A 26,429-nucleotide genomic window follows, 5' to 3' on the forward strand; every position below is an offset into this window, starting at 1 on the left:
TATTATTTCTTATTTTATTAAATTTTAATCCAAAACTTTGCCCATTTTTAACACAAGTAACCTATAAAAAATTTTAAAACCTATCATCACATTAGTGCCCCTCGCCATGGAGTATTCTGTGTAAATTGTTTGAATTGGCACCTCTCCGATATTAAGCTTATTCCTTTTAGCAATAATAAGGGCTTCTGAACATGTTTCATATCGTTTTGCCCTAAGTTGCTCTGAGAGTACTTTTAAAGCACTCTTAGAAAATGCACGGAGTCCGCTCTGGCTGTCTGTAACATAATATCCACCAAGTAAAAAAGTGATAAAACTAAGTCCGAGGTTTCCAACTTTTTTTGTCAATGGCATATTTTTAAATTCTTTTGGATTTTTTATCCGGCTACCTACAACATACTCTTTTGAATTATCCAATATCGGTTTTACTACTTTTTCGATATCTTCAGGTGCGTGCTGACCGTCTGCGTCAAAGGTAACTGCTACATCGGCACCTAATTCGTAAGCTTTTTTTAATCCTGTAATTGTAGCACCGCCAACTCCTTTATTCTTTTCGTGCTTTATTGCAATTACGTTATAACCCTTCTGCTTACTTTCTTCTTCCAATTCTTTCATAAGTTTGTAGGTGTTATCTTTGCTACCATCGTCAACGATTATTATATTATCGTAGTTATGATTTTGTAAATTGTTTACAACGTTTTTAATCATTTTTTCTTCGTTGTAAGCGGGAATTATTAAATATATCAATTTATCAGCCATAATTTAACCAATCTAACCTTTTAATTTCCTATACTTATCATATGCTTTTAAATTATATATTAAATTATAGGATATAATTTTAAAAATAGGGTAAAAATAAGATAAAATAAAAATAAGATAAAATAAAATAAAAAAATAAGAGCTAAAATTTAAGAATTAAGAATTAAGAAATAATCAAAAATTAATTATTTTCTTTTTCTTCAAAAACTAAGGCATAATTACAAATATGTAAATCAACATTTCCTTCTTCGGCTAAATTTTTTAAATGGAATCCTTTTTTAGCAGTTTCGATTATTAAGTCTTGGTTATCTCCTTTGCAAGTACCGATATCTAAAATTATCCTTTTTGAATTTAAACCGGAGTTATTAACGCTTTTAATTCTAGCATTTAATACTTGAGCCTTACAATTTGAACATTTGGTACAGTTTAAGGTTTTTCCTTGTGCTTCCAAACATACGTTTTCAGGCCTAATACTTAAATAAATATCATATTTACCATTTAGTGAATTTATAAGTTCATTTATAAGTTCATTATATTCTTTATTCTCACTTATATCTGCGTTTATATCTATTTTTTGGATATTTAATGAATCTAATGACTTTGCACCATTTAAAGAATTTAAGCTATTTAAGCTATTTGTGTTATTTAAACTATCCAATAATTTTTTTTGAGGGATTTTGACACATAATGATTTACTCTTAAAAATTATTTCATTGTCACGAATGTAGAATTTTCCATTATAGATGTTTTTGAAACCCATAAATTTTGCTACATAGGTATTAACAGGTTGTTCTAAAATATCCTCCAAAGTACCAAATTGCTCAATTCGTCCATTTTTAATGACACCCAAGTGTTTTGAAAGGACTATTGCTTCGTTAAAGTCGTGAGTAACATGTATGAAGCAAGTGTCAAGTTTTTCGTGGATTTCTTTTAAATCATACAATAATTTATCATACGTCAATTTATCTATTGAACTTAATGGTTCGTCCAATAAAACTACTTTAGGATTCATTGAAAGTGTCATTGCAAGAGCTACCCTTTGCTTCTCACCGGAACTTAAATTAGCTGGTTTTCTGTCTAACGTGTGCTCTATTTTTAATAATTTTGCAATATTTTCAATTTTTTCATCTGTTTTTGACTTAATATCTTTTTTAGATTTTAATTTACTTTTCATTTTTTCAAAATAACTTAATGACTTTGAACTTGTTTCATTATTTTTATCGTTATTTTTAGTTTTATCTGTAGTATCCTCTCGAGTATGAATTTTAACGTCCTGAGGATTCTCCATCCCTTTCATGGCCATATCGTTATAGGTATCTGCATATAAAGCCTCTAAGGTATGTTTGTACCCAAAACCTATGTTTTCTCGTACTGTGAGGTGAGGAAATAAATAGTTTCCGTTACAGAGCAATATTTTTCGCTTGTTTATTTCTTTGTTGGTTATATCCTCGCCATCTAAATATATAATGCCTTCGTCAGGTTCTCTAAAACCTGCTAATAGTTCCAATAATGTTGTTTTACCACTGCCACTTAAACCCACAAGTACACAATAATCATGATCCTCTATTTCCAAATTATCAATTGTTAGGGTAAAGTCGGATAATTTCTTTTTTAAATTCTTTATTTGTATCATTTAAACACCGATTACTGCATTTATCAAATTAATTAAGTTATTTTATTTTTAATTATTTATTACTATTCTTAGTATTATTCTTAGTATTATTATGTTCGTAGTATTATTTGTATATTTTCAATAATTAAGCTTAATTGTAAATTTTAAAAATTAGAAATTCTGCATATTCTATATATGGTATTGTAAAATAGATAGATGTGATAGGTATGGAATATGAGGGTAGAGAATATAATAAAAGTAAATGAGTAATTATTCACTACCATATGCACAAAATCGTTCTATCGGGTATAGTTTAGCAAAACCTGCTACAGTTGTACCGTAAAAAATTATTTTCTTACCGTATTTTTCGGCTAAATTTATTAACTCGATTATGGTGCCGTTTGCGGTTGTACTACCAGTAGCAAGTACTACGTCGGAGTTTTTTACTAAATACTCGTTCATATCTGCGTGCATAACAAATATTTCGTTTTTCATCCTTCCAATATTATTCACATCTAAATCTGTGTTCATAACATTTTCAGCGCCGAAAGTCTTGACCATTTGCTTAATTATAGCAGGATGATATCCAATAATCCCTATTTTTAAATTATCTTTGCAATCGTAAGTCTTTATAAGGTATTTTGATAACTCTTCAGCACATTTTTCAGGATCAGAACCTTCACAATGTTTTGTTCTATCGGTTTTTTTCAAGTGTTCCATTACTGCGTTAAAAGTTGCGAGTATCTTTTGATTATCGTCGGATTCAATTACTTCTAAAATCGTTCCATTAAATTCAGCTAGATTTTCCAAAGTTGTGAATGCGTCGCCAACAGAATTTTTAAAGAATGCACGTAATAAAAATTCCTTACCATTTAAAAGAGGATAATCTTTAACGTTTTTAGTATCTAAATTTACATTTATTGGTTTTATTTCAATTTCTTCATTTAAAAGATTGTTTTCTTCGCATAATTTTGATAATACTTCTTTTAAAGTTTTTTGTAAATCAAAATTCTCATCTTTTATTTGGGGGGTTTCAATTTTCATAATAATACCATCCGTTAGCTAATAAGGTGCATATTTTGCATATTGCATATTTGCACTTATGTGTAAAATACCATATTATCTTATATTTTCATAATACATATAGCTTTTTAATGTATCTTTTCAGATAGCTTTTTAAATTTGTTAAATCATTGAATAACTTTTAATAACTTTTAATAACTTTTATTTAAAATTATAAAATAGAATATTTTGATATTTTGATAGTTTTATACCTTTTTGTAATTATTGGTATAATTATTGGTATTATCGCCATCATTAATATTAATAATACTAATTTAATATTTTGAACCATAATTGGCTATTGTACGAATAGTCAATAATATAATCAGTGCAACCATCAAGAATACAAAAGCAATTGTTAATGCCATATCTATGTTTCCAAGAGATATGTTTAAGAAAACTGCCACAGGGAGCGTTTCCGTTTTCATTTTTGTAGCTCCTGCAACCATCATTGTTGCACCAAACTCACCAATACTTCTTGCCCATGCTAAAAACATTCCTGCTAATATGCCATTTTTAGCCATCGGGAGGCTTATTTTAAAGAAACTTTCGACTTTCCCCGCACCTAAACTTTGAGCTATGTACTCATATTTCGAATCTATCTTTTCGAAAACGGATTTTGAGGTTCTAACAATAAAAGGAGTTGCTACGAAAAATTGTGCAACTATGACGCCCTTTGGCGTAAATAATATTCCTTTTAACTGTTCAGATATCGCCTGACCAAAAATTGTGTTTCCAAAAAATACCAAAAGTGCAAATCCAGAAATTAATGGAGGAATTACAACAGGGACTTCGACCATTGCATCTATGAGATTTTTGCCCCTAAAATCGTACCTTGCAAGGGCATAAGCTGCAGGAACGCCAATTATTAAGCCCAATGTGGTTGCTATCGAAGCAGTCATTAAGCTAAATTGTATTGCGAACTGCACCTCGCTTGAAAAAATAGCCATTTCCAAGGTTTCAGGCGTAACACTTCCCAGTATGGAAAGTAATACGAATAAAACCATTGATATAAATACGGACATTAAAAGCATTGATGAAAACTTTAAAGAATCATTTATAAATCTCATAACTATCCCTGTTTGCCTTACCATTTTACAATAATATATAATTAATATTATTTTGTTTTTTAGCGTTTTACTTTATTTTACGTTATATTACGTTATTTCCAGATTATTTCTTAAGTTATTTTTAATTTAATTTATCTCATCGTATTTTTGTGTTCATATTTTGTGTTTGTGTAAATTTTAAAAAATTTTAATGAATAAATTTCGTAATTTAAAATAAAAAAATAAGACAAATAGAATATATGGAGTAAATTAAATGAAAAATAGCCAATAATGTAGCATATCGACTATTCCCACCATCTGTTAATTAATCGTGTTATTATTTCCCAGTATTATTTGTTAATTTGGATATAGTGACCAAATAAATTGCTAAATCTTATTTAATACCATAATGTGTGATATGTGAATAATTTAAGTTAATTCAATTAGTGTGATGTATGTTTAGATGTTATTAACCCTAATAATAACTCATTTATAATTATTTAGATATAACGGTGATTAATCCTTACAAGTCCCCTAAAAATGTAAGAATTGTTTAATGTGACATTTAATATATTGTATGGATTTTATGGATTTTATATAAATTTTGTTAGTATGATTATTTTATATATTTTATAATTTGTTTAATTCTTAGTTATTTGTATCATTTAATAAGATAAATCCATTCTTTTCAAATATTGGCAATCCTTCAGTTACTATGAAATTGTAGAATTTTTCAGTATTTGGATTGTCTGAAGTTGTTAAGATTGCTACAGGTATTGTTTTTATTGTATTGTATTTTGGGTCTATATCGATAACATCGACTTCATCACTTCTTGAAAGTGCGTCAGCCCTCCATACAACAGCTGCATCCGCTTGTTTTTGACATACATACATTAATGTTTGTTTAACAGTACCTGCTTCTACCAAAGTATTTTCTTTAACTTTAGAAGTTATGTTTAAACCTTTAGTTTCAGCTTTAGCTAATATCTTATTGAATGTTTTTCCTATCGCAATACTTTTTTCTCCGAGTGATAATTTAACACCATCTTTTGCTAAATCATCTAAACATTGGATATTTTTAGGATTTCCTTTTTGTACTGCAATTACTGGAACGTGTTTTGTTATATTCTCGTATTTTGCAACATAACCTTTTGATTCTTGTAATTTGAAGATATATGAACTGTCTCCCGGCATGAAAATGTCTCCCGAATTTGAGGCAACAATTTTTGAATACAAAGCACCACTACCACTGTAATCATATTCTATTTTAACGCCATATTTTTGTTCGTAAACTTCTGCAATTTCATCCATTGGTATCTGCATACCTGCACCTACTAATGCTCTAATAGGTTCTGAACTCCCCGTACTTTGAGTTTGGGGGTTATCATTTGCGCCCGTATCCGACATACATCCTGAAAATGCTGTCATTGTTACTACAGACAAGACTAATAATACTAAAAAACTAAGTTTAGCATAATTAGTCTTTTTTTGTGTTATATTTTCGCCATTAGTATTTTTATTATGTTTAGTAGTCATATTATCCCTGATAATTATTTGATATATTGATAATTAACGAATATGGCATTAATTTCAATATAAAGTAAGTATTGTACAATATAGAACATATATGAACATATATTAAATTTTACGGTAAATTAATAGTAAATTCTTAGATTGATAATTTGATAAATTTGTTAAATTTATTTTTAAATTTTTTTAAATTTTTTAAGTATTGATTATCAAATATACAAATGCCCTTACACCTGTATACTACTCAGTACATTAGAAATTTTTATTGCTATTAATCATTTGAGATTACCATTTTAAAAATTTCGTAATTAAATATACTTACCTTCATATATAAATGTTTCTATTTTATATTTGCCATATTTGTTAAAATGTAATAGTAATATATTAACATTTTTATAGTATATAAATCATAAGTAATTACACTTCGACATGTAAATCTAAAACATAATTAACTATAAGTAATCTCGTAACCAAATATAATTAACTTAAATATGTGGTGTATCTATAGAAATATGATAATACGGATAATAATTAATGATAATTAATGATACCTAATTATATCTAGTAATAATAATGAAAATAGGATATGAAAATAGGATATGCCTAAATTAAACTATAATAATTCCAATAATTATGTGATAAAATGATATCAATCGATGAATTAAACAAAATATTACAAACTAAATTTAAAAACCAAAAAACTGAAAAGATAGTTATCGACGACTCATTTAATAGAGTTATTGCGGAAGATGTTTATTCAACTATTGCAGTTCCACCCTACAATAAATCAAATATGGATGGTTTTGCAGTTAGTGAAAAATCAGACGAATACTTGATGATTGATGAGATCCATGCAGGAGATAACAGAGATTTAAAAATCAAAGGTAAAGAATGCACATGGGTTGCTACAGGTGCAAAATTACCTGAAGGTACCAACTACATAATCCCTGTTGAATATTTAGGTATTGAAACGGAGGAAATGGCTGGCTACATTACAAAAAATCAAAATAAAATTGTTTTAAACTTAAATGAAGATGAAAACCTCATTTTAAAAAATTCATACTTGTCAAATGACCCCTTTGAAGAAAACCACATTGTTAAAAAAGGTATTGACATAAATGAAGGTCAATTACTCCTTAAAAAAGGTACTAAAATCAATGAACGAAACATTGGATTATTAGCTTCAGCAGGCGTGAAAGAGCTAACTGCATACAAACTTCCTAAAGTAGGTATTATATCAACAGGCGACGAATTAAAATTAATAAACGATGTTAATTCAAAAACTATAGGCAATACAGTTAAAAAAGCCGGTTGTGAACCTAAATTTTTGGGTGTTTCAAAAGATGATTTTGAAGAATTAAGGGAACTTGTTAAAACAGCATTAAATGAATATGATGTAGTTATAACATCTGGCGGAGTTTCTCGAGGTAAAAAAGATTTTACAAAACGAGTTATTGAAGATTTAGGTGATGTATTAGTACATAGGGCTAAAATAAAGCCTGGAATGCCTATTCTATTGGGTGAAGCTTTAGATGAAAATAACTGTAACAAACCATTGATATGTATGCCTGGAAACGTTACATCTTGCGTAATAATCGCTGAAGTTGTAGTTTATCCGTTTTTAAAGAGTCTTATGTATGAAAGCATGGATAAACATATCAAACAGTTTAAAATATCTGAAGAATTATACTCTCAATTTGACAGAACTGTTTATATGCCCGTTAGAATTGAAGATGGAGTTGCATATCCAACTTTTGAAGGTTCAAATATGATAAAATCCGTTGCATACGCCGATGGTCTTGTAGAAATTACGGACGATAAAAAATACAATAAAGATGAATTAGTTGACGTATGGATGCTTTAATTAATTTATATTCTTACATTATTTTCTTGTTTTTTATTTTATATTATTATTTTATATTATTATTTTATTTTATATTATTTTATATTATTATTTAATTTGCTATCTTGCGGTATTTTTCTTTTAACGAGTAAAAATACTTTATTTAATTTATTAATTGCCCCATTAATATTTCATTTAACAAAATATTTAAAGTTTGATATTCAAATATATTATTGTAAAAATATTTAGCATATTTTGAATAACTAAGGGATTTAATACAATAAAATACAATAAAATAGTTTGGAATTCGGGGTTAACTAATTTAAAATCAAAGTATAGATGTTCATTAGGGGTGTGGTTATGATAGACATAATAACAATGATAATTTGGTTGATAATGACATATATTATATATGTTGTTTTTGAGACGCTTTTCACGTGGCTAGGGACTAAATTGGTTAAAATAAACGTAGAGTTTAAACAGATAGTTTATGTTTCTGCCATTAAAGCACTTACTTATGTATTATTTGGTCTTATCCCTATCGTAGGTAGTTTATTGGGGATAATTGCTGCCGGATATATGAATAAAGAAATGTTTGAAGTCGATTGGAAAAATGGCTTTATTATTGAATTGCCTACGCTAGTATTCATATTAATTGCAATGCTTTTGGCAATAATATTTAATATTGTATTAATGTAATAACTAAATATACTCATTATTCTTTTTATATATTAGTTCAAACTAATAGTTTAGTATGGCTTTCTTAGTATAATTTTTATAATACTGATACATATTAACGATATGAACATTATAGCTTATAGCTTAAATTACAACTTATGAAATTTACAATTTTAAATATGTGATAAAATGGCATTAAAAAATGAAAAAGAAATTGAAAATAATCAAGATAATGAAGAAATTGAATACATAACTAAAGAAGAGTTATGGGAAACTTTTTTTAGATATAATCATGAAAAAGAAAAGAAAATGTTGAGATATGTTGATAAAACACTTGATGAGTATATAGAAATAAAAACTAAAAATGGAAAGGTTATTACCTCTGTAACCTTGGGGTTAGATGGCAAAATATTGGAAGGGGGTAAAAATAACCCACCGGAATTATGTAATAAAGCCATTATCTTAAAAGAATATCCTGTAGTCTATGATACAGATGTAATCGATAAGGTAGCTCGTAATAAAAATAAATACTTTCAAGTTATGCAAAACGAAAATAGATACAATACTTTTGACGTAAAAAATATTGATATGATTGAAGAGCTAACTAGACGATTTAAAGTAAATAGTAATCAATATAAAAATATTGTAAACTTTGAAATATACTATGGCGATAATTACATTAAAGAAGAAGAATAATTTTTAAATTATTATTTATCTTTTTATTATTTTAGTATATATTTGATTTTTTATGATTCTATGATGGTATTTTAGTTATTTTATTATTTTTATTTATATCATCTTTTAATTATTTAATTTGCAACGAATAGTTATTAGAAAATTTAATGATATGTTTATATATCTTAATAGCTAAGTAGTATATAACCAATATATTGTTGGTTAATCTCATCGTCATAATACTAGAATATTATAATATTTTATAATTTACAATTGTTTAAATTAATTTGGTGATTTTTTGATAGGCGTATGTATGAGAAATAAAAAACCGACAGAGTATAGTCATGTTAATGATTGGGGATTACATTTCAACCCAAACTTTGATATGTATACCAATGAAGTTAGTTCGGATATTTTTGGATTTCATGCGCCTATTGTAAATATGTCGTCAAATGAAGGAAAAAATAAGATGTTAGAAACTGTTGATTATGTATCTAACCAAGTTAAAAATAGTCAAAACATTCAAAACACCGCAGTTACTGAAACCTATTTGACTATTCACTTGCACAATGGCATACCTCCACAATATGATAAACTGGTAGAAAATCTAAAGAATATTGTTGAATACGCAAAAGAAAAAAATATCAAAGTTTGCGTTGAAAATCTTAGAAAAGGTTTTTCCTCAAATCCGCACAATATTCTAAAAGTTGTGGAGTACTGCGATTGTAACATAACAATGGACATCGGTCACATTAAATATGAAAATAGGCTTGATACCGTGGATTTATTTGCCGAATATATTCATAACGTACATGTGTATGAAAATGAAATTGACGGCAAACACATTGCTCCTAAAAATCTAGATAATTTAAAGCCCGTACTTGATAAATTATTAAACCATAAAAAAGATTTTTGGTTAGTTGAATTAATGGATGACAAATCCTGTCAAAACACAAAAAATATGTTGACAAATTATTTACTGGAATATTTTTAATTAAATTTTAATTAAATTGATATAACTTAGAATAAAATACATGTCACAAAATTTCTTCTTTTTTTAAAATAAATATAAAAAATAATAAACTTATACTAAAAAAATAAAAAAGGATTTTAGTTTTTCTTTAACCAATTTATTCTATTGCTGATAGTTTCTTCAAATTTTGAAGTTTTCGATTTTTTAGATTTTGATTTTCCATCTTTATCTTTTCTTTTTTCAAAATTTTTACCAGATTTATCCTTTAAATCTTCAGAATCTCCGTTTGAAGTTTTATCGGGTACATTTATAGATAATTCCCCAGTAGGTTCTTCTTCAAAAGTTGATTCGTGAAGTTCAGCCATTGCAGGATTTCTCTCTCGCTTTTTTTGCTCCAACTGCTGTTTATTTAACTCGAAATCTTCTTCTACTTTAATCACGTGGTCTGCAATATTTTGAATTGCCATACTAAAACCAGGTTCTGCACCGACTACGATAATACCAACCCCATTTTCCTTAGCTTTACGCATTGCAGGTAAAAAATCGGCATCTCTTGTCATATAAACAATGGTGTCTATGTTTTTATTGTGCACTAAATCGGTTCCGTCAACTGCCATTTCTACATCGACGTCGCCTGCAGATATTCTGGGCTCAAAACCTTGATTTGCAATTGCTTCAATCAATTTATCGGAAGCATATTGGTTTAGGTAAACTCTACCCACGACAATAGTACCAAATTGTTCTACTGCATCTCTTATTTTATCCAAATCCACGTTGAACTCTTTTCTAAGCATATTCGGCCCATCGATTAACAAGGCCATCTTGTTAGTCCCTTTTTTAGGATTTGGGGTTTTTACATAAAATTTTGTTAAAGTTCCTAATCTTTTCCACATAAATTCACCAATTTATAAATTTGATTTTTTACAATTGAACGATTACACTTAAATATAGCTAATTTATCAAAATATACTACATAAATGTAATATTGATTCGTTTTTTGTCGATATACGTATATTTATACATTTAATATGTATTATTAAGTATTTATAGCTAATTAAGTCAAATTTGCAATGTTTTTAATATTTGAACAACTAGCGTAAATATATTATACAATACCGTAAAATGCTAAATTATTTTATCAGATTATATAGTATTATAATTTATTATAATTTATTTTAAGTTATTATAATTTATTTTTAGTTATTTTTAGTTATTTTTAGTTATTTTAAATTATTCATCTTTTTCTTCCTTTTTAGATTTCAATAAATTTACGATGACTACCGTTACCAAAACTCCTGCAAATAATATCAATAATGCAATTAGTAAGTAATAACGCTCCGGGGTCATGTATACGGTAACTTCCTTATCTGCTACAGTACCTATTAAAACACGCTCTGCATCTAACGCAGTATCTGACGAAATATCTGAACTTGATTTGTTTACCCCAGATGTAGTTTTAATAACTATTCCATTTGAACTGGATTCAGAGTCACAGTCGTGTTCAACGATTAAATTGTGTTCACTAGCGTATTTTTCAAAGTGATCTTCAAAAAATTTCGATAAATAAATTTTTTCAGTCGCTCCTGCTGAAACTTTTATTGTACGTTTATCTGAATGGTTAATATCTAATCCATCAATTCCGATGAAATGAATACCTTCATTTAAAGTTTTATTAAATGAAACATTGCTTATTTTTTCCCCATCCACATATATAACAATATTTGGGTTTATTTTTGAATCCACGTTTGATTGAGTACCATTTGAAATAGAAGTTGAAGTTGAAGTTGAATTTGAAGTTGAAATATTCAAACTACGTAATATTGAAGGAGTTATATCATTTATAACCTCTATATTACCTTTTCCTTCGACAATAGTCATATGAAATTTTTTGGTCTGTGTATCGTAGATAAATTCGTCATCAGTGCATTTGGCGTCATTATCTTTATTAACCATCATATACTTTACAGTAGTATCTATTTCGTAAGTTCTTTTAGGAGTATTCCCCGCTGTACAGATCTTAAAATATGCAAATCTTGAAGAACCAGGCATTATTTGATATATGTTTCTAACATCCGGAGATATATTGATATATTTATCGTAATCTACCGTACTATCGGAACCCATTGCAGATATAACTGTAGAATATAGGGTTTCCGAACAATTCACTACTTTAAGGGAAACGTTTATATCATTAGCTACAGGAAATGAATTTGGCAAGTATACTTTAATAGATATTTCCTCAGAACTTCCTCGTTCGATTTGTAAGTCATCCGGCGCAGTAACATCCATACTATAGGCAGGTACTGCATTTATTGTAATTGCAAATAACAGAAATAACAGAAATAATGCCTTACATTTATCTTTTTTTACCATAATATCACAATAGCAAATTTTTGAGAATATAAGTAACGTAATTACATTGTAACTATCTATATTATAACCCTCAGATAGCTAACATATAATTACCTATTGTATATTATGTAATTTTTAATTTTTATACTATACCTTTTTTTTAGTAAAATACGTCTTAATTGTAAATTCTTAAGAATAATTAAATTATAATTGATAATATTGGTTTAAAAATACAAAAAAAATTAATGTGAAAGTTAATGTTATATTAAAATAAATTTGAGGCATTAGATAATTTAGTATTTTAATTTATAAATGTAAATACAAATATAAGTATAAATATGTCATTAATAATTACATATTGATAGATACATTATTATTTTGTAAGATTATTTCGTTTTATTTGTTATTTTCCTATCTAGCATATATATCTGCGTAATTCCCCAATTACAAGACCATCAATACTACAATAGTACTAACTTTATCTTATAAATCTTAATCTATATCCGCGACCGATTATTCTCATATAAATCCCCATTTTTAAGATAATAACCATATTTTAATAATATTATTTGTGACTTTTTTATTACTAGACTGTCAATGGCTTAATAATATTACGATATTATTAAAGTTAAGTTAAATAAAAATTCACATTGTTATATTTAACTTTATTATATATAAATATTTTGAATTCTTCACGATAATAACAACTGATTAGACTATTAACTATTTGACCATTGCAATAAGATAAATATATATAGTTTTTACGATACTATACTGGTGTGGATTATACTCCCCCGTGTAGTCCACCATACAATAAAATATGACACCCCTTAAAATATAATTAAAATTAAAAAAATTGAACTGCAACATACCTTTTTTATTATATTTTGGACATTTTGGTGAAATTATCAAACGCATTAGATTAGATTCCCCCAACCTAATAAAAAACGTAATGATTACGACATTATGTCTAATTATAGGTTTTATACTTATAACGTCCACTAATACAGTAAGCGCTCAGAGTGTTTATACTAATCCCCTCGATTATTATAACGAAAACGCATTGAATAGTGACGAATTATTTACAATTAATAACTACTATAGTAATAAATTATCGTTACAATCGTACAATTATTATATAGCCCCCTATTATAATAAATACAGATTGAACAACACCCCAAATATTATTTCAGCAGACGACAAATATCGTTATCTATACTTACTTTCAAAATGGCAGAATCAAAATCTTGATTACACCTATAATCGTAACACTTTGAAATACGAAGGTCAATATTTTGATATACTTTCCCCTAATCAGCTATTGGACTTAAAAGAAGGTGTTTGCAGAGATTTTGCAACATTTACAGCATCACAATTGCTAAAAAATGGATACCCTGTTTATTTCATATACATGATATACGATGATAAAAATAGTCATCTTTTCGTAGCTACGGAAATAAATGAAGGCGGAAATAGTCAATTATTGGCAGTTGACAAAGGTTCTGACGTAGATTATCTCGCCCCTTATTTGCAGAAAATAAGTAAACCTGGTGAAGATAATATAGTCAAAGTGATGAAACTAACTGAAAATGAAGAGTTTGGAACCTACGAATTTAATTATGAATATAATATTTCAAAATTAAACGTTCAAAAACCTTTAGAAAGTGATTTAATAAAATTAAATAACAGCTTGGCAAAAAAATTGGCAAATAATGGGTATAATATTATAAATTTATCCAATATGACTACTATGGGCAATATAACATCAAATAATGGCAATAACAATATTAATAATAAAAATATAACTAAATTGCAATATTCATATGGGGATATTCTCCACAAATTCCCAGATTATTATATTGACGATATAACCATGTCCCACGTCGTATTAGTGAATAAAAACAAGGGCAATTATTCTCTAAACACCTATTGGGACGATAAGACTAACAAAACAAACATAGATTTGTATGTTATGGCATAAAAAATTAATACACGTATAAAAATAATATAAATTAAATAATTATTTCTTTTATTTTTATTTTTTATTTTTTATTTTTAGGTTTTTACTTATTCTATTTTTTATTTTTTATTTTTTTAATTATTATTTTTATTTCTTTATTTCTTTATTTTTCTGTTAAATAGTACCTTTTGTACTAATTAACCCTTTTCTACTGTCATTTTGTGTAGCCATATCCATTGCTATCCCAAACGCTTTAAATAAGGCTTCCACTTTATGATGTTCATTTTTACCCGTCACTTCAAAGTGAATATTAACTTTTGCGTGATTTGCAAATGATTCAAAGAAGTGAACAACATTTTCAGTGGAGAAATTACCTATTTTTTCAGTGTTTGGTACGTAGTCACCCACAACGTAAGGCCTACCACCTATATCAATACAAAATGTTGCTTTTGCTTCGTCCATTGGTATCATTGCCCAACCAAATCGCTTTATATTGGCTTTTTCTATGTTATTGAACGCTTGACCTAAAACAATCCCCACATCTTCCACAGTGTGGTGATCATCGACTTCCAAATCCCCGTTTGCCCTTAAGTTTAAATCGAATGCGCCATGTTTTGAAAAGGAATTTAAAACGTGGTCAAAAAATGGTATACCTGTTACAATGCTATATACTCCCGTCCCATCGACATTTAATTCTAATCCAATCTTAGTTTCTTTGGTTTCCCGGTTTATTTGGAATTTTCTCATTTTTTTCACACACACTTAATTTTTAGAGTTAGAACTTTATTTAATTTTAGTTTAATTTAAATTTAATTTAAATTTAATTTAATTATCAGTTTTCTATGATTTAATTAACTTTAAACATATCAAAGTTGCATATATTTTTATATGGAATATATATTAAATAATAACAATTTACTAACAATTTATTATCATATGCTATTTTATCATACAATATTATATGATAAATTATGTTAATATAGTTATTTAATCATTTGCGACTTAATAATAATCGATAATAGCGAATAACGAAAAATAAGTGATATGCGCAAATATGGTGTAAAAATGATAACCAAAAAATTATTAAACACAGAACAATCAGAAATTAGGAAAATATTTAATATGGCCTCAAAAGACTCCATAAATTTGGGTATCGGCGAACCAGATTTTAATACGCCACAAAACATTATTGATGCCTGTAAAACTGCACTAGACAAAGGAATTACTAGTTATGTGCCAAATATGGGAATCCCGGAATTAACGGAAGCCATATCTGAAAAATTAAAAAAGGATAACAAATTAGATATTCCTCAAAATAAAGTAATGGTAACTTGTGGAGCTTCTGAAGCTATTATGCTTTCTATTATGGCTTTTACCGAAAAAGGAGACGAAGTAATCATACCAAATCCTGGATTCGTAACCTACAAAAATATGGTTCAATTATCCGAAGGTAAGCCAATTAGCATGGATTTAAAGTATGAAAATGACTTCAAAATAGATCTTGACGATTTAAACGAGAAGGTAAATAAAAATACAAAATGTATTGTCCACAATAGTCCTTCAAATCCATTGGGAACAGTTGCTTCAAAAGAAGAAGTTAAAGGACTTGCGCAAATTGCAGAAGATAATGAAGTTATTATTATTTCCGATGAAATTTATGAAAAAATCATCTATGGTAAAAAACACTACTCTCCTGCGAGTTATACGGACAACTGCATTGTTATAAATGGATTTTCAAAAGCATATGCTATGACCGGCTGGAGACTTGGATATATGGCAGTAAATGAAAACCTTGACTCAAAATACAATATCATAGACAATGTTTTAAAAATTCACCAGTTTGGGTTTGCTTGTGCGACCTCTTTTGCGCAATATGGTGCCTTAGAGGCTTTACAAGGTAGCCAACAATGTGTTAAAGATATGGTAAAAGAGTTTGAAAGAAGAAGAAATTTAATATACAATGGATTGAAAGATAAATTTAAAGTTATTAAACCTGAAGGGGCTTTCTATATTTTCCCAGACGTTAGCGAATACGGTACTGGAATGGACGTTGCTCAAAAATTAATTGAAAACGGTGTTTTATGCGTCCCAGGTCGTGCTTTTGGTTCCAATGGTGATAATAACGTTAGATTTTCATATGCTACAAGTTATGAGGATATTGAAAAAGCTCTCGAAATAATCGATAACACAATTAATTATTAATTAAAATTAAACTAAATTAAACTAAATTAAATTAGATTTTATAATTATATTTTAGATTTATAGATAAAGGTGAAATTATGCCTAAATTAATGCTTGCATTAGATGTATTAGACGAGTTCGAAGCTATAAAAATATCTGAAGAGACTTCAGAATACGTAGATTGTATTAAAATAGGGTATCCCTTAGTACTTGCCACAGATTTAGGTATAGTAAAAAGAATTAAGGATAAAACCGGTAAAGAAGTTATTTGTGATTTTAAAGTAGCTGATATACCTGCAACTAATGAAAAAATAGCAAAATTAACTTTAAATTATGCAGACGGGATTATTTGCCAAGGTTTTGTTGGTCCAGATAGTGTTAAAGCCATTATGGATGTAGCAGAAGAATACAACAAAAACAACCCTAAAAATCCTAAAAAAGTTATTATGGTCACTGAAATGTCCCACGGTGGCGCTACATCATTTATGCAACCTATTGCAAATGAAATTGCAAAAATGGCAGGCGACTTAAAAGTAAATGGTATTGTTGCCCCGTCAACTAGACCTGCGAGGCTTAAAGAATTAAAAGAGATTGCAAATAATGCCTTTGTAATTTCTCCAGGTGTTGGTGCACAAGGTGGAGATTTAGAAGAAGTTTTAAAAGTTTTGGATGAAAATGATTATGTAATTGTAGGTAGAGCAATTTATTTAAATGAAAATCCAAAAGAAAGTGCTAAAAAATATAAAGAATTGCTTTAATTTTTTATTTTATTTACTTTTTATTTACTTTTTATTTACTTTTTATTTATTATTTTTTATATATTATTCTTATTTTTAAATTAGTCTAATTCCTCGAATTTAAATCCTCTGCCGTCTCTGTAGAATTTTAAACCCTTATTGATTTTATAATTTAGCTTATTATTTGATATATTACCAATTAAAAGGTCACATAATGGCGGTTCAGTATTTATACCATGTATTGAAGTTGTTATACGTGGATTTACCTCAATTACAGTTATTTCTTCAGTTTCTTCGTTAATCATGAAATCTACTCCGACGTATCCATTTAATCCTTTGATACATCGTAGAGTTTCAGCACATAGCTCTTTTGCCGTTTCCTTTAATTTATGATTAATATTTATTTCCCCGCCACAGTAACAGTCTGTTATATACTGTTTATTCATGCAAATAGGATATAATTCGTATTCATCATAATTATCGTTTGAATTTGAATTATTCGATACTATAAATACATAAGAGTAAGGAATGCCCTCAAAATACTCTTGAACGATTAAATTATCGCCAACAACCTCATGTATTCCATCACAGCCCAGATTTTCTTTTACAATGTATTTTTTAAGCGGTAATGTATGAGGCGTAGGTACATTATCCCTTATTGCCAAATAAGTAAGATATTTATCCCCTGCAATCATTACACCTTCGCTACTGCATCCAATATTTAATACCATCTCATTTTCTTCAATTATTTTTGTAAGTTGTTCTAATTCGCAGTCATTTTCAGGGCCAATTACAAAACCTGCTGTTTCAATTTTGTGATTTTTGTGATTTTTACTGTTTTCGTTATGTTTTCTTAAAATTTCGGCTAATTTTTCTTTGTAATCTGAAGTTAGGGATTTATTTTCATCTTTTGACCAGTTATTATGGGTTATAACAATATTTAACCGATTTTGTGACGAGTTATTAATTACATTGTAGTCCTTAGCATGTTTTTTATAGATGTTTTCATCTAAAAAGCAAGTGACATTATATTTTGAATCTGAATTTAAAAATTGTTTTAAAAGTGTATCGAACATCAGTTTACCTTCATTTAAAAGATTTTCGTCAGGTACACCTGTAGCTACGGTATATTCTAAAAATATAACGTTTTTTATTTGATTATTATTTTTATTATTATTTTTATTATTTTCCAAAATTTCCCTCATATACTTGCTAGATGTCTAATTTGTAAAATTTAAAGTAGTATAAAAAGAATTTACTATATATAGATTTGTAAAAAATAAAATAGTATTGTTATTTAAAAACTAAAAACTAAAAGCTAAAAAAATAAATAATATATAAAAAATAAATAATGGATAAAAAATAAAAAAAAGTAATATCATTAATATTATGATTATTGATATTATAATTAGTACAATATTTTTTCTTTTATTGATTCGTCAATTGCTTCGTAAGTTTTTTCACATATAAAGTCGATTTCGTCTTTTGTTAAAGATAATGGCAATACATAAATTAATTTATTCGCAATCGGTCTGATATAAATACCTTTTTCAAGTAATTTATCGGTTATTTTATAACCTACTTTATCGCCGTAATCGTATATTTCCTTAGTTTCCTTGTCTTTTACAATCTCAATTGCTACCATTAAACCAGATTTTCTAACATCTCCAACTTTTGAAAGCTCTTTCAATTTATCGAGCTTTTCATGCAAGTAATTTATAGTTTCTCCGATTTTTTCAAAAGGTTTATCATTTTCGAGTATATCCAATGTAGCGTGAGATGCTGCACATATTATTTGGTTTCCTGCATAGGTATGACCATGGAATAATTGTTTACATTCTCCGTAAGTCCCTAAAAATTCGTTGTATATTTCATCGGTTGCAATTGTTAATGCTAATGGCAAATAACCGCCAGTTATTGCTTTTCCCATACATATGATATCTGGCTTTTCGATACTTGTTAATTCTTCTCGTTCGGAGAAAAATGCACTACCTAAACGCCCGAATGTTGCTATTTCATCGAGAATTAGTATTATATCGTGTTCTTTACAGGTTTTTGCGACTTCTTCGATATAGTTTTTTGGATAAGGTATCATACCAGCTGAGCCCATAACACCTGCTTCAAGAATTACGCAAAATAATTCGTCTTTTTTCTCGGATATGAGCTTTTTAATGTTTTCAAGACACTGCATATTACAGCCTTGCTCGTTTCGATCATCAGTATCTTTAAATTGAGGGTTGTGCCTGCATCTGTAACAGTAAGGAGCTTCTGCAAAGTAACCATCAAATAATAACGGTCTAAAACAGCCGTGGAATAATTCACTACCGCCTACACTCATTGCACCGACAGTATCACCGTGATATCCTTCCTTAACGGATACAAACTTAGTTCTCTTAAATTCGTTATTATTATTATCGTTATCTTTATTTGTATTGTTATTATCATTGCATTTACTATTTTTAATCTTTTTATCCTTTAAAAGACAATATTCAAAAGCCATTTTTACAGCTATTTCCACAGCCTCTGCACCATCTTCCGAAAAGAATACTTTGTTAAGGTGTTTTGGTGCAAAATCTGCAAATCTTTTTGCAAGTATTGCTGAAGTGGTGTTTCCGCAACCCAATTGTGTTGAATGAGCTATTTTAAACGCTTGTTCCGATATTGCTTTGGCTATCCTATCTTCGGAGTGTCCAAAGAAGTTGCACCATACTGATGAAACGCCATCAAAATATTTTTTGCCATTTACATCTATTAGGTAATTTCCTTCGCCTTTTTCAATTAATATGGGTTTTCCTTCTTCGTATTCCTGCATTTGCGTGAATGGGTGCCATACTAAGGTTTTATCCCATTTTTCGACATCTTTTTTGTTATATCTTATTTCTTCATTTGTTGCATAATTTTTTAATATTATTTCTTCGTTATTTAAATCATTGTTTAATTCATTTTCTGAGTTCATTTTACCACTTATTGGTTGGTATATCTATTCTAAGATTATATATTTTTTCATATAGATATATTAAATTCTCATATATAAATTGAATGACAAAGAAAATTCATAAAATAGGAATTAATTGAATATTTAAAGTATTTAAAGTATTTAAAAATAGGAATTATATTTTTATTAGTTTATTTATTAGTTTATTTATTAATTTATTTATTAAATTAATCTAAATAAACACCTCTTTCAGTATCTTCATAAATTCCAAGGTATTTAACATATTTATCCATTTCTACTTCAGATATCTTTACTTTTTCGTGACATTTTTTTAATATGTAGGGGTAATTTGTATCTGTTATTTTATAAAGAGCGTCAAAAACCTCTTCATCCAATTTTTTAAACGATGTTATACCCATAGCTCCTTTTTTGAACTTTAAAAATTGATAATTTAATGTATCGATGTGTATATCAAATTTTCTAAGTTCATCAATAGTACTTTTAGATTTTAAATCTTCCTCCGCTAAATTTAAAGGAATTGAATATCCTGGTTCACATCTTGAAAATATCGCCATATCAGACCTTAGGCTATCTTTAAAGTAGATATTCATTTTAGAAGTTTTAGAAACTCCTATTATCCTATCCTTATGCTTTAAAAGTTCTGAAAGTATTATATTATACTCTAATTGTTCAAAAAGTACTTTTAATTCATTATCTCCAAGTTCTTCGGTTTGTTCATTATCTTTTATATTTGCGTCATTGTAGAAATTTGAATAAGCATTTATTTCTTGACAATTTAATTCATTTAATAGATACTTTCTAAATTCTTCTTCATATTTTTCATTGAAGTAATTAATATAATGCTCATACTGGTTTAGGGTTAATAAACGGTTCATTTTAGCGTGTATTAACCAAGAATAAACCGAACCATCGTATATATAGTAATCAAATGGTTCCGAACAATTATTTGTTAAGATACACAGTGCAAGTTTAAGTTCCATGGTTGCCATGTAGTGTTCTAATCTACTTCGTTTACTGTATTGGTAAGGTAGAATTACGCCTGAATCCCACGCATTTAATAAATGATTTACCTTTTCTCCTACTTTATGACCGTAAGCTTCAGCACCCACCACATAAAGGCTAAAATCTAGAAAACTTCGCTGGTTAAAACTCCCATCTATTGCAAAGAAATTATAATCTTTTGATAATGAATTTGAATTGTTATTATTATTATTATTATTATTATTATTATTGTTATTTTCTTTGAAATCTTTTTTGACCCAGTAATTTTTGCAATCTATCTTTTCGTGCTTAAATTCTTCGATTGAATTTTTTATATCTTCTTTGTTCCGCTTAAGTTTTGAATAGTCCATGTTACCGCCCACATTACATTAAATAATTTTAATACTTTGTACATTATACTGCGTATGTAAAAATATCTTAGTTATTATAGTTATATCTTTTTAATTAATTAAATTTAAATACTGCTAAAATATAATGAATATGGTAAAAATAACAAAAATAAATTATAAAATAAATTATAAAATAAATTCAAATACAAAATAGCATAAATAAAGTAGATATTAATTATTATTTCACATCATAATCAAAATTAATCAAAATTAATCAAAATTAACTTGAATTTTAGTGAATATTAATGGTGAAATTATGAAATTTGAATTAAACGGGATAATTACATTCAGCAAGGATGTATCAGAAGAAACACAAGCAGACATTATCGAAGTATTGAACGATAGAAGCATATTTTTGAAAGGAGTGCCTGAAGGTAAAGAAGACGAAGCTTCTACAATCATGGGTTACAAATTTGAAGGCAAAGAACTCAAATTACACATGATTTCTGGAACTTACACCAGAGCACACGAAGGTATTGTCAGATTGAAAAAACCGATAATGGAAAAAGTTGGTAGAAAACACCAAATCGGAATCAGAGACATTTTAATTGAAAAATACGTTATCACAGTACCTGCTAACGAAGAATGTATTGAAACTTTAAAGGATAAAAAGTTAAAAGTACCGGAATGTGACGTTGATTACGATAAACACGGCGTAAAAATCATATTCACAGATATGGGAGATAGCGAATTAAAAAGAAATATAATCGATAGAGCTATCAAATTTGTAAGAAACGAATTGGAAAAATTAGAGAAAAAAGGTTCTGACGACTTAACCTTTGAAGTTTGTAAAATTGCACCTTGTACAATCGTTTCAGAATACAAAACTACAAGAACAAGTGTATTTGAGCAAGAACCAACAGAACTTGCAGAAGCTAAAGGATGGGTTAGAAGATTTGTTGGTAGAGGACAATGGTTCTATACAGCACCTATAGCAAAATTATTCAGAGCATTTGAAAGCTTAATCGTTGAAGAATGTATTGAAAAAGTTGGCTTTGACGAATGTTTATTCCCTAAATTAATTCCTTTAGACGTTATGTACAAAATGAGATACTTAGAAGGTTTACCTGAAGGTATGTACTACGTATGTCCTCCAAAAAGAGACCCTGAAATGTTTGAGGAATTTGTTAATGAAATGATGATTAAAAAAGAAATTCCTGTGGAAACTTTAAAAGGATTATTAAGAGACCCAGGATATGTTCTTGCACCTGCTCAATGTGAGCCATTCTACAGCTTCTTTGACCACGAATTAGTAGACATTGAAAAACCGTTCAAATTCTTTGATAAAAGCGGTTGGACCTACAGATGGGAAGGCGGAGGAGCTAAAGGTCTCGATAGAGTAAACGAATTCTTAAGAGGCGAATGTGTATGGATGGGTAGTCCAGAGTTTGTTGAAAAAACTAGAGACGATACATTACTATACGCTGAAAAATTAGCTGAAAAATTAGATTTAGAATACTGGACTGAAGTGGGAGACGACCCATTCTACTTAGAAGGTAGAAAGTCAGAAGATAGAGGAATAGAATTCCCTGACGTTCCTAAATACGAAATGAGACTTTGGATGCCACATATCAAAGACGAAAGAAAAGGTGTAGCTGTAACTTCTGCAAACATACACGGTACACACTTTATTGAAGGATTTGGTATTAAAGACTACAAAGGTAGAAAAGTATGGACTGGTTGTACAGGTTACGGATTAACCAGATGGGTAATGGGTTTCTTGTCCCAGTACGGTCTTGAATTCGAAGACTGGCCTGAATTAATCCAGAAAAAAATCGGTAAAATGCCAGAAGCTCCAAGTACTACCACTTGGCCAGTGAAAAATTAAAAAATAAACAATTAAATAAATTAAAATATTCTTTTTTTCATATTTTTAAAATTATTGGATTATTTTAAAAGACTATTACTAAAATTTAAAAAAAACTAAAAAAAAACTAAAAATATATTATGACTATTTTAAAATTATCTTAAAAATAAAATAAAATAAAATAAAAAAGAGAAATATTATTTTATTAAACTACCTTATAACCAGAACTAGTCCACTCTACAACAATAGGTTCTTCAGGAAGTTCTGTAAGAGTTTCAAAGGAAACTTTTGAAAAAAGTTTCATCAAAAGGTTAGTTAACTACCTTATAACCAGAACTAGTCCACTCTACAACAATAGGTTCTTCAGGAAGTTCTGTAAGAGTTTCAAAGGAAACTTTTGAAAAAAGTTTCATCAAAAGGTTAGTTAACTACCTTATAACCAGAACTAGTCCACTCTACAACAATAGGTTCTTCAGGAAGTTCTGTAAGAGTTTCAAAGTATTTTAAAGCAGCTTCAGTTCCTAATCTATCGGAACCAGCTATATAAATTAACTTATAGTTTTGAACTACAGTTGAAGAGCCTGAAGGAATACTTATAACTTGAATAATTCCCCTATTTTCCCCCGGATTATCATTAGTTACTGAAATGCTAAATCTATCATTGTATTGGTTAGCTATTCTATTAGATATCGGCCCTCCGATAATGATAGTATCCCTATCGATTCTATAATCGTCTGAATGTATATTTTCCTTTAGATTTTCAGCTAACTGCTTATCGAAGCTACTTCCGTAAACTATTGCTGAATCTGAAACTGTCCTTCTTAAAGACTTAGAATCGATATTAGTGGAAGCATCTATTTTTCCATGTCTATTATTGTTATTATTGTTTGAAGGTACGTAAGTATCTATTGTAATATTTACAGATGTTGAATTACTATTGTTTGCATTATCTGTTGATTTAACGTTTAACAAGTATGTTCCATCGTTTAATGGTTTTTCCGCTACGTAGTAATCTCCTGTTTTAGTTAATATAATATTTTCATTGTTTATATTTGCTATTACTTCTTTTATTCCTGATGTATCATCTGAAGAGCTAACGTTTATTAATATTTTACTTGTTTTTAAAGTTCCGTTTGGTGAGTTTATTGTAACGTTTGGAGCTGTTGTATCTATAACAAAGTATAGTTTTTTAACACTCTTATGTCCTAAATTATCAAACGCATAGAATGCTAATGAGTGATTTCCATCGGATATGCCACCATAACTCATGTAGTAGAAATTAGAATACTCCATAAGGGTATTATTCCAATTATTGAGTTCAGTCATTATTTTATCAACACCGCTTGCATCTACTGCAGTTACATTTACTATAAATCTACTCACATTTAATACGGATTTATTAGCGGGTGAATGTACAGCCATTATTGGACCTGTTGTATCAATTAATCGAGGTAAATAATCAATATTATCCGTAGCTATGGGATATGGGTCATCACAAAAACCGTCGCCATTGTTATCAGGATGCGTTTCAGAGAAACCGGTACCGTTTGGAGTAAACCAGTAGTTTCCCCCGCCTTTTTCATTTGTTGTATTCCAATAATCATTATTATAATTACGAATAACCACATTTTTACTGTTATTAAATACATTATGATATATTGAGTTATTATGAGAGTCATCTAGATAAATACCCTCGTCAGTGTTTAAACATATACTATTGTTCATAATAGTGTTGTCATTTGAATAAACCAAATAAATACCGCGCTCGTTATTTGAATTTACGGTATTATTTACAAGTGTGTTACGATATGAATTCTTTAAATGAATGCCTTTACGAGTGTTTGAATTTACGGTATTATTTACAAGTGTGTTTTCATGTGCATATTCTAAATATATGCCCCTATAAATGTTTGAATTTAAATTGTTATTTATAAATGTGTTGTTATCGGAAGCGAATACATAAATGCCGTAGTAGTCGTTCGAACTTATGTTATTATTTACAAAAGTATTATTATTCGAACTAGTTAAACAAATGCCAAAATTGTTTGAACTTATGTTATTATTCATAATAGTTAAATTTTCCACATTATTTACGGATATAGCAGATTTAGAATTAAAAATATTAAAATTTTTTATCGTAATATTCTTAATTTTTTTTACAGGATTAACATCTATACACCTATATTCCATATTACCTTTTATAGCAAATCCCTTTCCATCAATTATAACGTCATCAGATTGAATGGATATGGCTAATCCATCAGGAGCTGATATATTATTGTCCAAATAGTATTTACCCGGGGTAGTAATTGTAGTCTGCCCCGTTATGGGACTATCCGCATAAACGGTATTGAAGCTTAATGTTATACAAAATAACAAAAAACATAAAATTATTATTTTATTGTTTATTTTCATAGTCTCCTCTTTTTATGGTTATATACCCCATAGTTCACTATATTCTCAAATAAATACTTTACTTTTTAGTTGAGGACTTTAACGAAAATAAGAACCCTAATAGATAGTTAATTCCTTTTAAACGCCTCTATTTTATCTTAATAAATGTAACCGATAAATCTGAAAATATTATAAAAATTAAAAAATAAAAATAAAAATAAAATATTATTTTTTTAGGTTTTAAATTTTAAATCGTTGAGTTATTTTAAACAGTTTTAAAAAAATTAAAAAATATATTGGACATACTTTAAAAATTAAAAAATATATTAAAAAATAAAAAAGAGAAATATATTTTTGTTTTAATCAAAACTTAAGTAAGTTATTCCACTAGTACTGGTTTGCCATCGACCCGAAACTTTTAAAAAAAGTTTCATCAAAAGGTTATTCCACTAGTACTGGTTTGCCATCGACCC

General features: G+C 28.3%; 18 protein-coding genes and 2 pseudogenes. 8 read left to right on the forward strand and 12 right to left on the reverse strand.

What is annotated here, in order from left to right; genetic code table 11:
- Window positions 1-24: 24 nt before the first annotated feature.
- The 5 genes and pseudogenes from J2127_RS07040 to modA form a co-directional block, all read right to left on the reverse strand.
- On the reverse strand, window positions 25-756 hold the full coding sequence (locus J2127_RS07040) for a glycosyltransferase family 2 protein (protein ID WP_209732861.1): 732 nt from the start codon (window positions 754-756) through the stop codon (window positions 25-27).
- Between the two features lie 742 nt (window positions 757-1,498).
- Window positions 1,499-2,389: pseudogene (locus J2127_RS08485) on the reverse strand (ATP-binding cassette domain-containing protein); the annotation flags it as partial.
- A 249-nt stretch (window positions 2,390-2,638) separates the two neighbouring features.
- Window positions 2,639-3,412 carry a Rossmann-like domain-containing protein gene (locus J2127_RS07050; protein WP_209732863.1) on the reverse strand — a complete coding sequence of 258 codons (774 nt, stop codon included), beginning with the start codon at window positions 3,410-3,412 and terminating at the stop codon, window positions 2,639-2,641.
- Window positions 3,413-3,705: 293 nt separating this feature from the next.
- Window positions 3,706-4,500 (reverse strand): ABC transporter permease, encoded by a 795-nt coding sequence (locus tag J2127_RS07055; protein WP_209590701.1) that lies wholly within the window; start codon window positions 4,498-4,500, stop codon window positions 3,706-3,708.
- 627 nt (window positions 4,501-5,127) lie between these two features.
- The gene (modA, locus tag J2127_RS07060) at window positions 5,128-5,907 is read right to left on the reverse strand and encodes a molybdate ABC transporter substrate-binding protein (protein WP_432442931.1); all 780 of its coding nucleotides are present in this window, start codon (window positions 5,905-5,907) and stop codon (window positions 5,128-5,130) included.
- Window positions 5,908-6,652: 745 nt separating this feature from the next.
- Here modA and J2127_RS07065 point away from each other — a divergent pair.
- From J2127_RS07065 to J2127_RS07080, 4 genes are all read left to right on the forward strand, one after another.
- A complete protein-coding gene (locus J2127_RS07065) occupies window positions 6,653-7,873 on the forward strand; it encodes a molybdopterin molybdotransferase MoeA (RefSeq protein WP_209732865.1) in 1,221 nt (406 codons plus the stop codon).
- A gap of 339 nt (window positions 7,874-8,212) precedes the next feature.
- Window positions 8,213-8,551, forward strand: a complete 339-nt coding sequence (locus J2127_RS07070) for a hypothetical protein (RefSeq protein WP_209732866.1) — start codon at window positions 8,213-8,215, stop codon at window positions 8,549-8,551.
- A 168-nt stretch (window positions 8,552-8,719) separates the two neighbouring features.
- Window positions 8,720-9,226, forward strand: a complete 507-nt coding sequence (locus tag J2127_RS07075) for a hypothetical protein (protein WP_209732867.1) — start codon at window positions 8,720-8,722, stop codon at window positions 9,224-9,226.
- A gap of 292 nt (window positions 9,227-9,518) precedes the next feature.
- On the forward strand, window positions 9,519-10,199 hold the full coding sequence (locus tag J2127_RS07080) for a sugar phosphate isomerase/epimerase family protein (protein ID WP_245326506.1): 681 nt from the start codon (window positions 9,519-9,521) through the stop codon (window positions 10,197-10,199).
- 338 nt (window positions 10,200-10,537) lie between these two features.
- Here J2127_RS07080 and J2127_RS07085 read toward each other — a convergent pair.
- A pseudogene (locus J2127_RS07085) lies at window positions 10,538-11,071 on the reverse strand (TIGR00288 family NYN domain-containing protein); the annotation flags it as partial.
- Between the two features lie 337 nt (window positions 11,072-11,408).
- On the reverse strand, window positions 11,409-12,551 hold the full coding sequence (locus J2127_RS07090; RefSeq protein ID WP_209732870.1) for a hypothetical protein: 1,143 nt from the start codon (window positions 12,549-12,551) through the stop codon (window positions 11,409-11,411).
- 931 nt (window positions 12,552-13,482) lie between these two features.
- Here J2127_RS07090 and J2127_RS07095 point away from each other — a divergent pair.
- Window positions 13,483-14,511: a transglutaminase-like domain-containing protein gene (locus tag J2127_RS07095; protein WP_209732871.1), complete on the forward strand. Its 1,029-nt coding sequence runs from the start codon at window positions 13,483-13,485 to the stop codon at window positions 14,509-14,511.
- Window positions 14,512-14,664: 153 nt separating this feature from the next.
- On the opposite strand, the gene hisB is transcribed toward J2127_RS07095, so the two are convergent.
- Window positions 14,665-15,237, reverse strand: coding sequence for an imidazoleglycerol-phosphate dehydratase HisB (gene hisB, locus J2127_RS07100; protein WP_209732872.1), 573 nt, complete (start codon window positions 15,235-15,237; stop codon window positions 14,665-14,667).
- Window positions 15,238-15,555: 318 nt separating this feature from the next.
- On the opposite strand from hisB, the gene J2127_RS07105 reads away from it, so the two are divergent.
- Complete coding sequence (locus J2127_RS07105) at window positions 15,556-16,692, forward strand: pyridoxal phosphate-dependent aminotransferase (protein WP_209732873.1); 1,137 nt, start codon at window positions 15,556-15,558, stop codon at window positions 16,690-16,692.
- A gap of 77 nt (window positions 16,693-16,769) precedes the next feature.
- A complete protein-coding gene (gene pyrF / locus J2127_RS07110; RefSeq protein ID WP_209732874.1) occupies window positions 16,770-17,429 on the forward strand; it encodes an orotidine-5'-phosphate decarboxylase in 660 nt (219 codons plus the stop codon).
- Between the two features lie 80 nt (window positions 17,430-17,509).
- Here the strand turns inward: pyrF and J2127_RS07115 are convergent, their stop codons facing one another.
- The 3 genes from J2127_RS07115 to J2127_RS07125 form a co-directional block, all read right to left on the reverse strand.
- On the reverse strand, window positions 17,510-18,601 hold the full coding sequence (locus J2127_RS07115) for an ATP-grasp domain-containing protein (RefSeq protein WP_245326507.1): 1,092 nt from the start codon (window positions 18,599-18,601) through the stop codon (window positions 17,510-17,512).
- Between the two features lie 215 nt (window positions 18,602-18,816).
- Window positions 18,817-20,364: an aspartate aminotransferase family protein gene (locus tag J2127_RS07120; protein WP_209732876.1), complete on the reverse strand. Its 1,548-nt coding sequence runs from the start codon at window positions 20,362-20,364 to the stop codon at window positions 18,817-18,819.
- A gap of 206 nt (window positions 20,365-20,570) precedes the next feature.
- Window positions 20,571-21,716, reverse strand: a complete 1,146-nt coding sequence (locus J2127_RS07125) for a DNA double-strand break repair nuclease NurA (protein ID WP_209732877.1) — start codon at window positions 21,714-21,716, stop codon at window positions 20,571-20,573.
- A gap of 295 nt (window positions 21,717-22,011) precedes the next feature.
- Here J2127_RS07125 and serS point away from each other — a divergent pair, with 295 nt between their 5' ends.
- Complete coding sequence (serS, locus tag J2127_RS07130) at window positions 22,012-23,583, forward strand: serine--tRNA ligase (protein ID WP_209732878.1); 1,572 nt, start codon at window positions 22,012-22,014, stop codon at window positions 23,581-23,583.
- 399 nt (window positions 23,584-23,982) lie between these two features.
- Here the strand turns inward: serS and J2127_RS07135 are convergent, their stop codons facing one another.
- Window positions 23,983-25,977: a NosD domain-containing protein gene (locus tag J2127_RS07135; protein ID WP_209732879.1), complete on the reverse strand. Its 1,995-nt coding sequence runs from the start codon at window positions 25,975-25,977 to the stop codon at window positions 23,983-23,985.
- Window positions 25,978-26,429: the final 452 nt, after the last annotated feature.

The sequence above is a fragment of the Methanococcus voltae genome (assembly GCF_017875395.1).
GTDB classification, from domain to species: domain Archaea; phylum AGJL01; class Methanococci; order Methanococcales; family Methanococcaceae; genus Methanococcus; species Methanococcus voltae_C.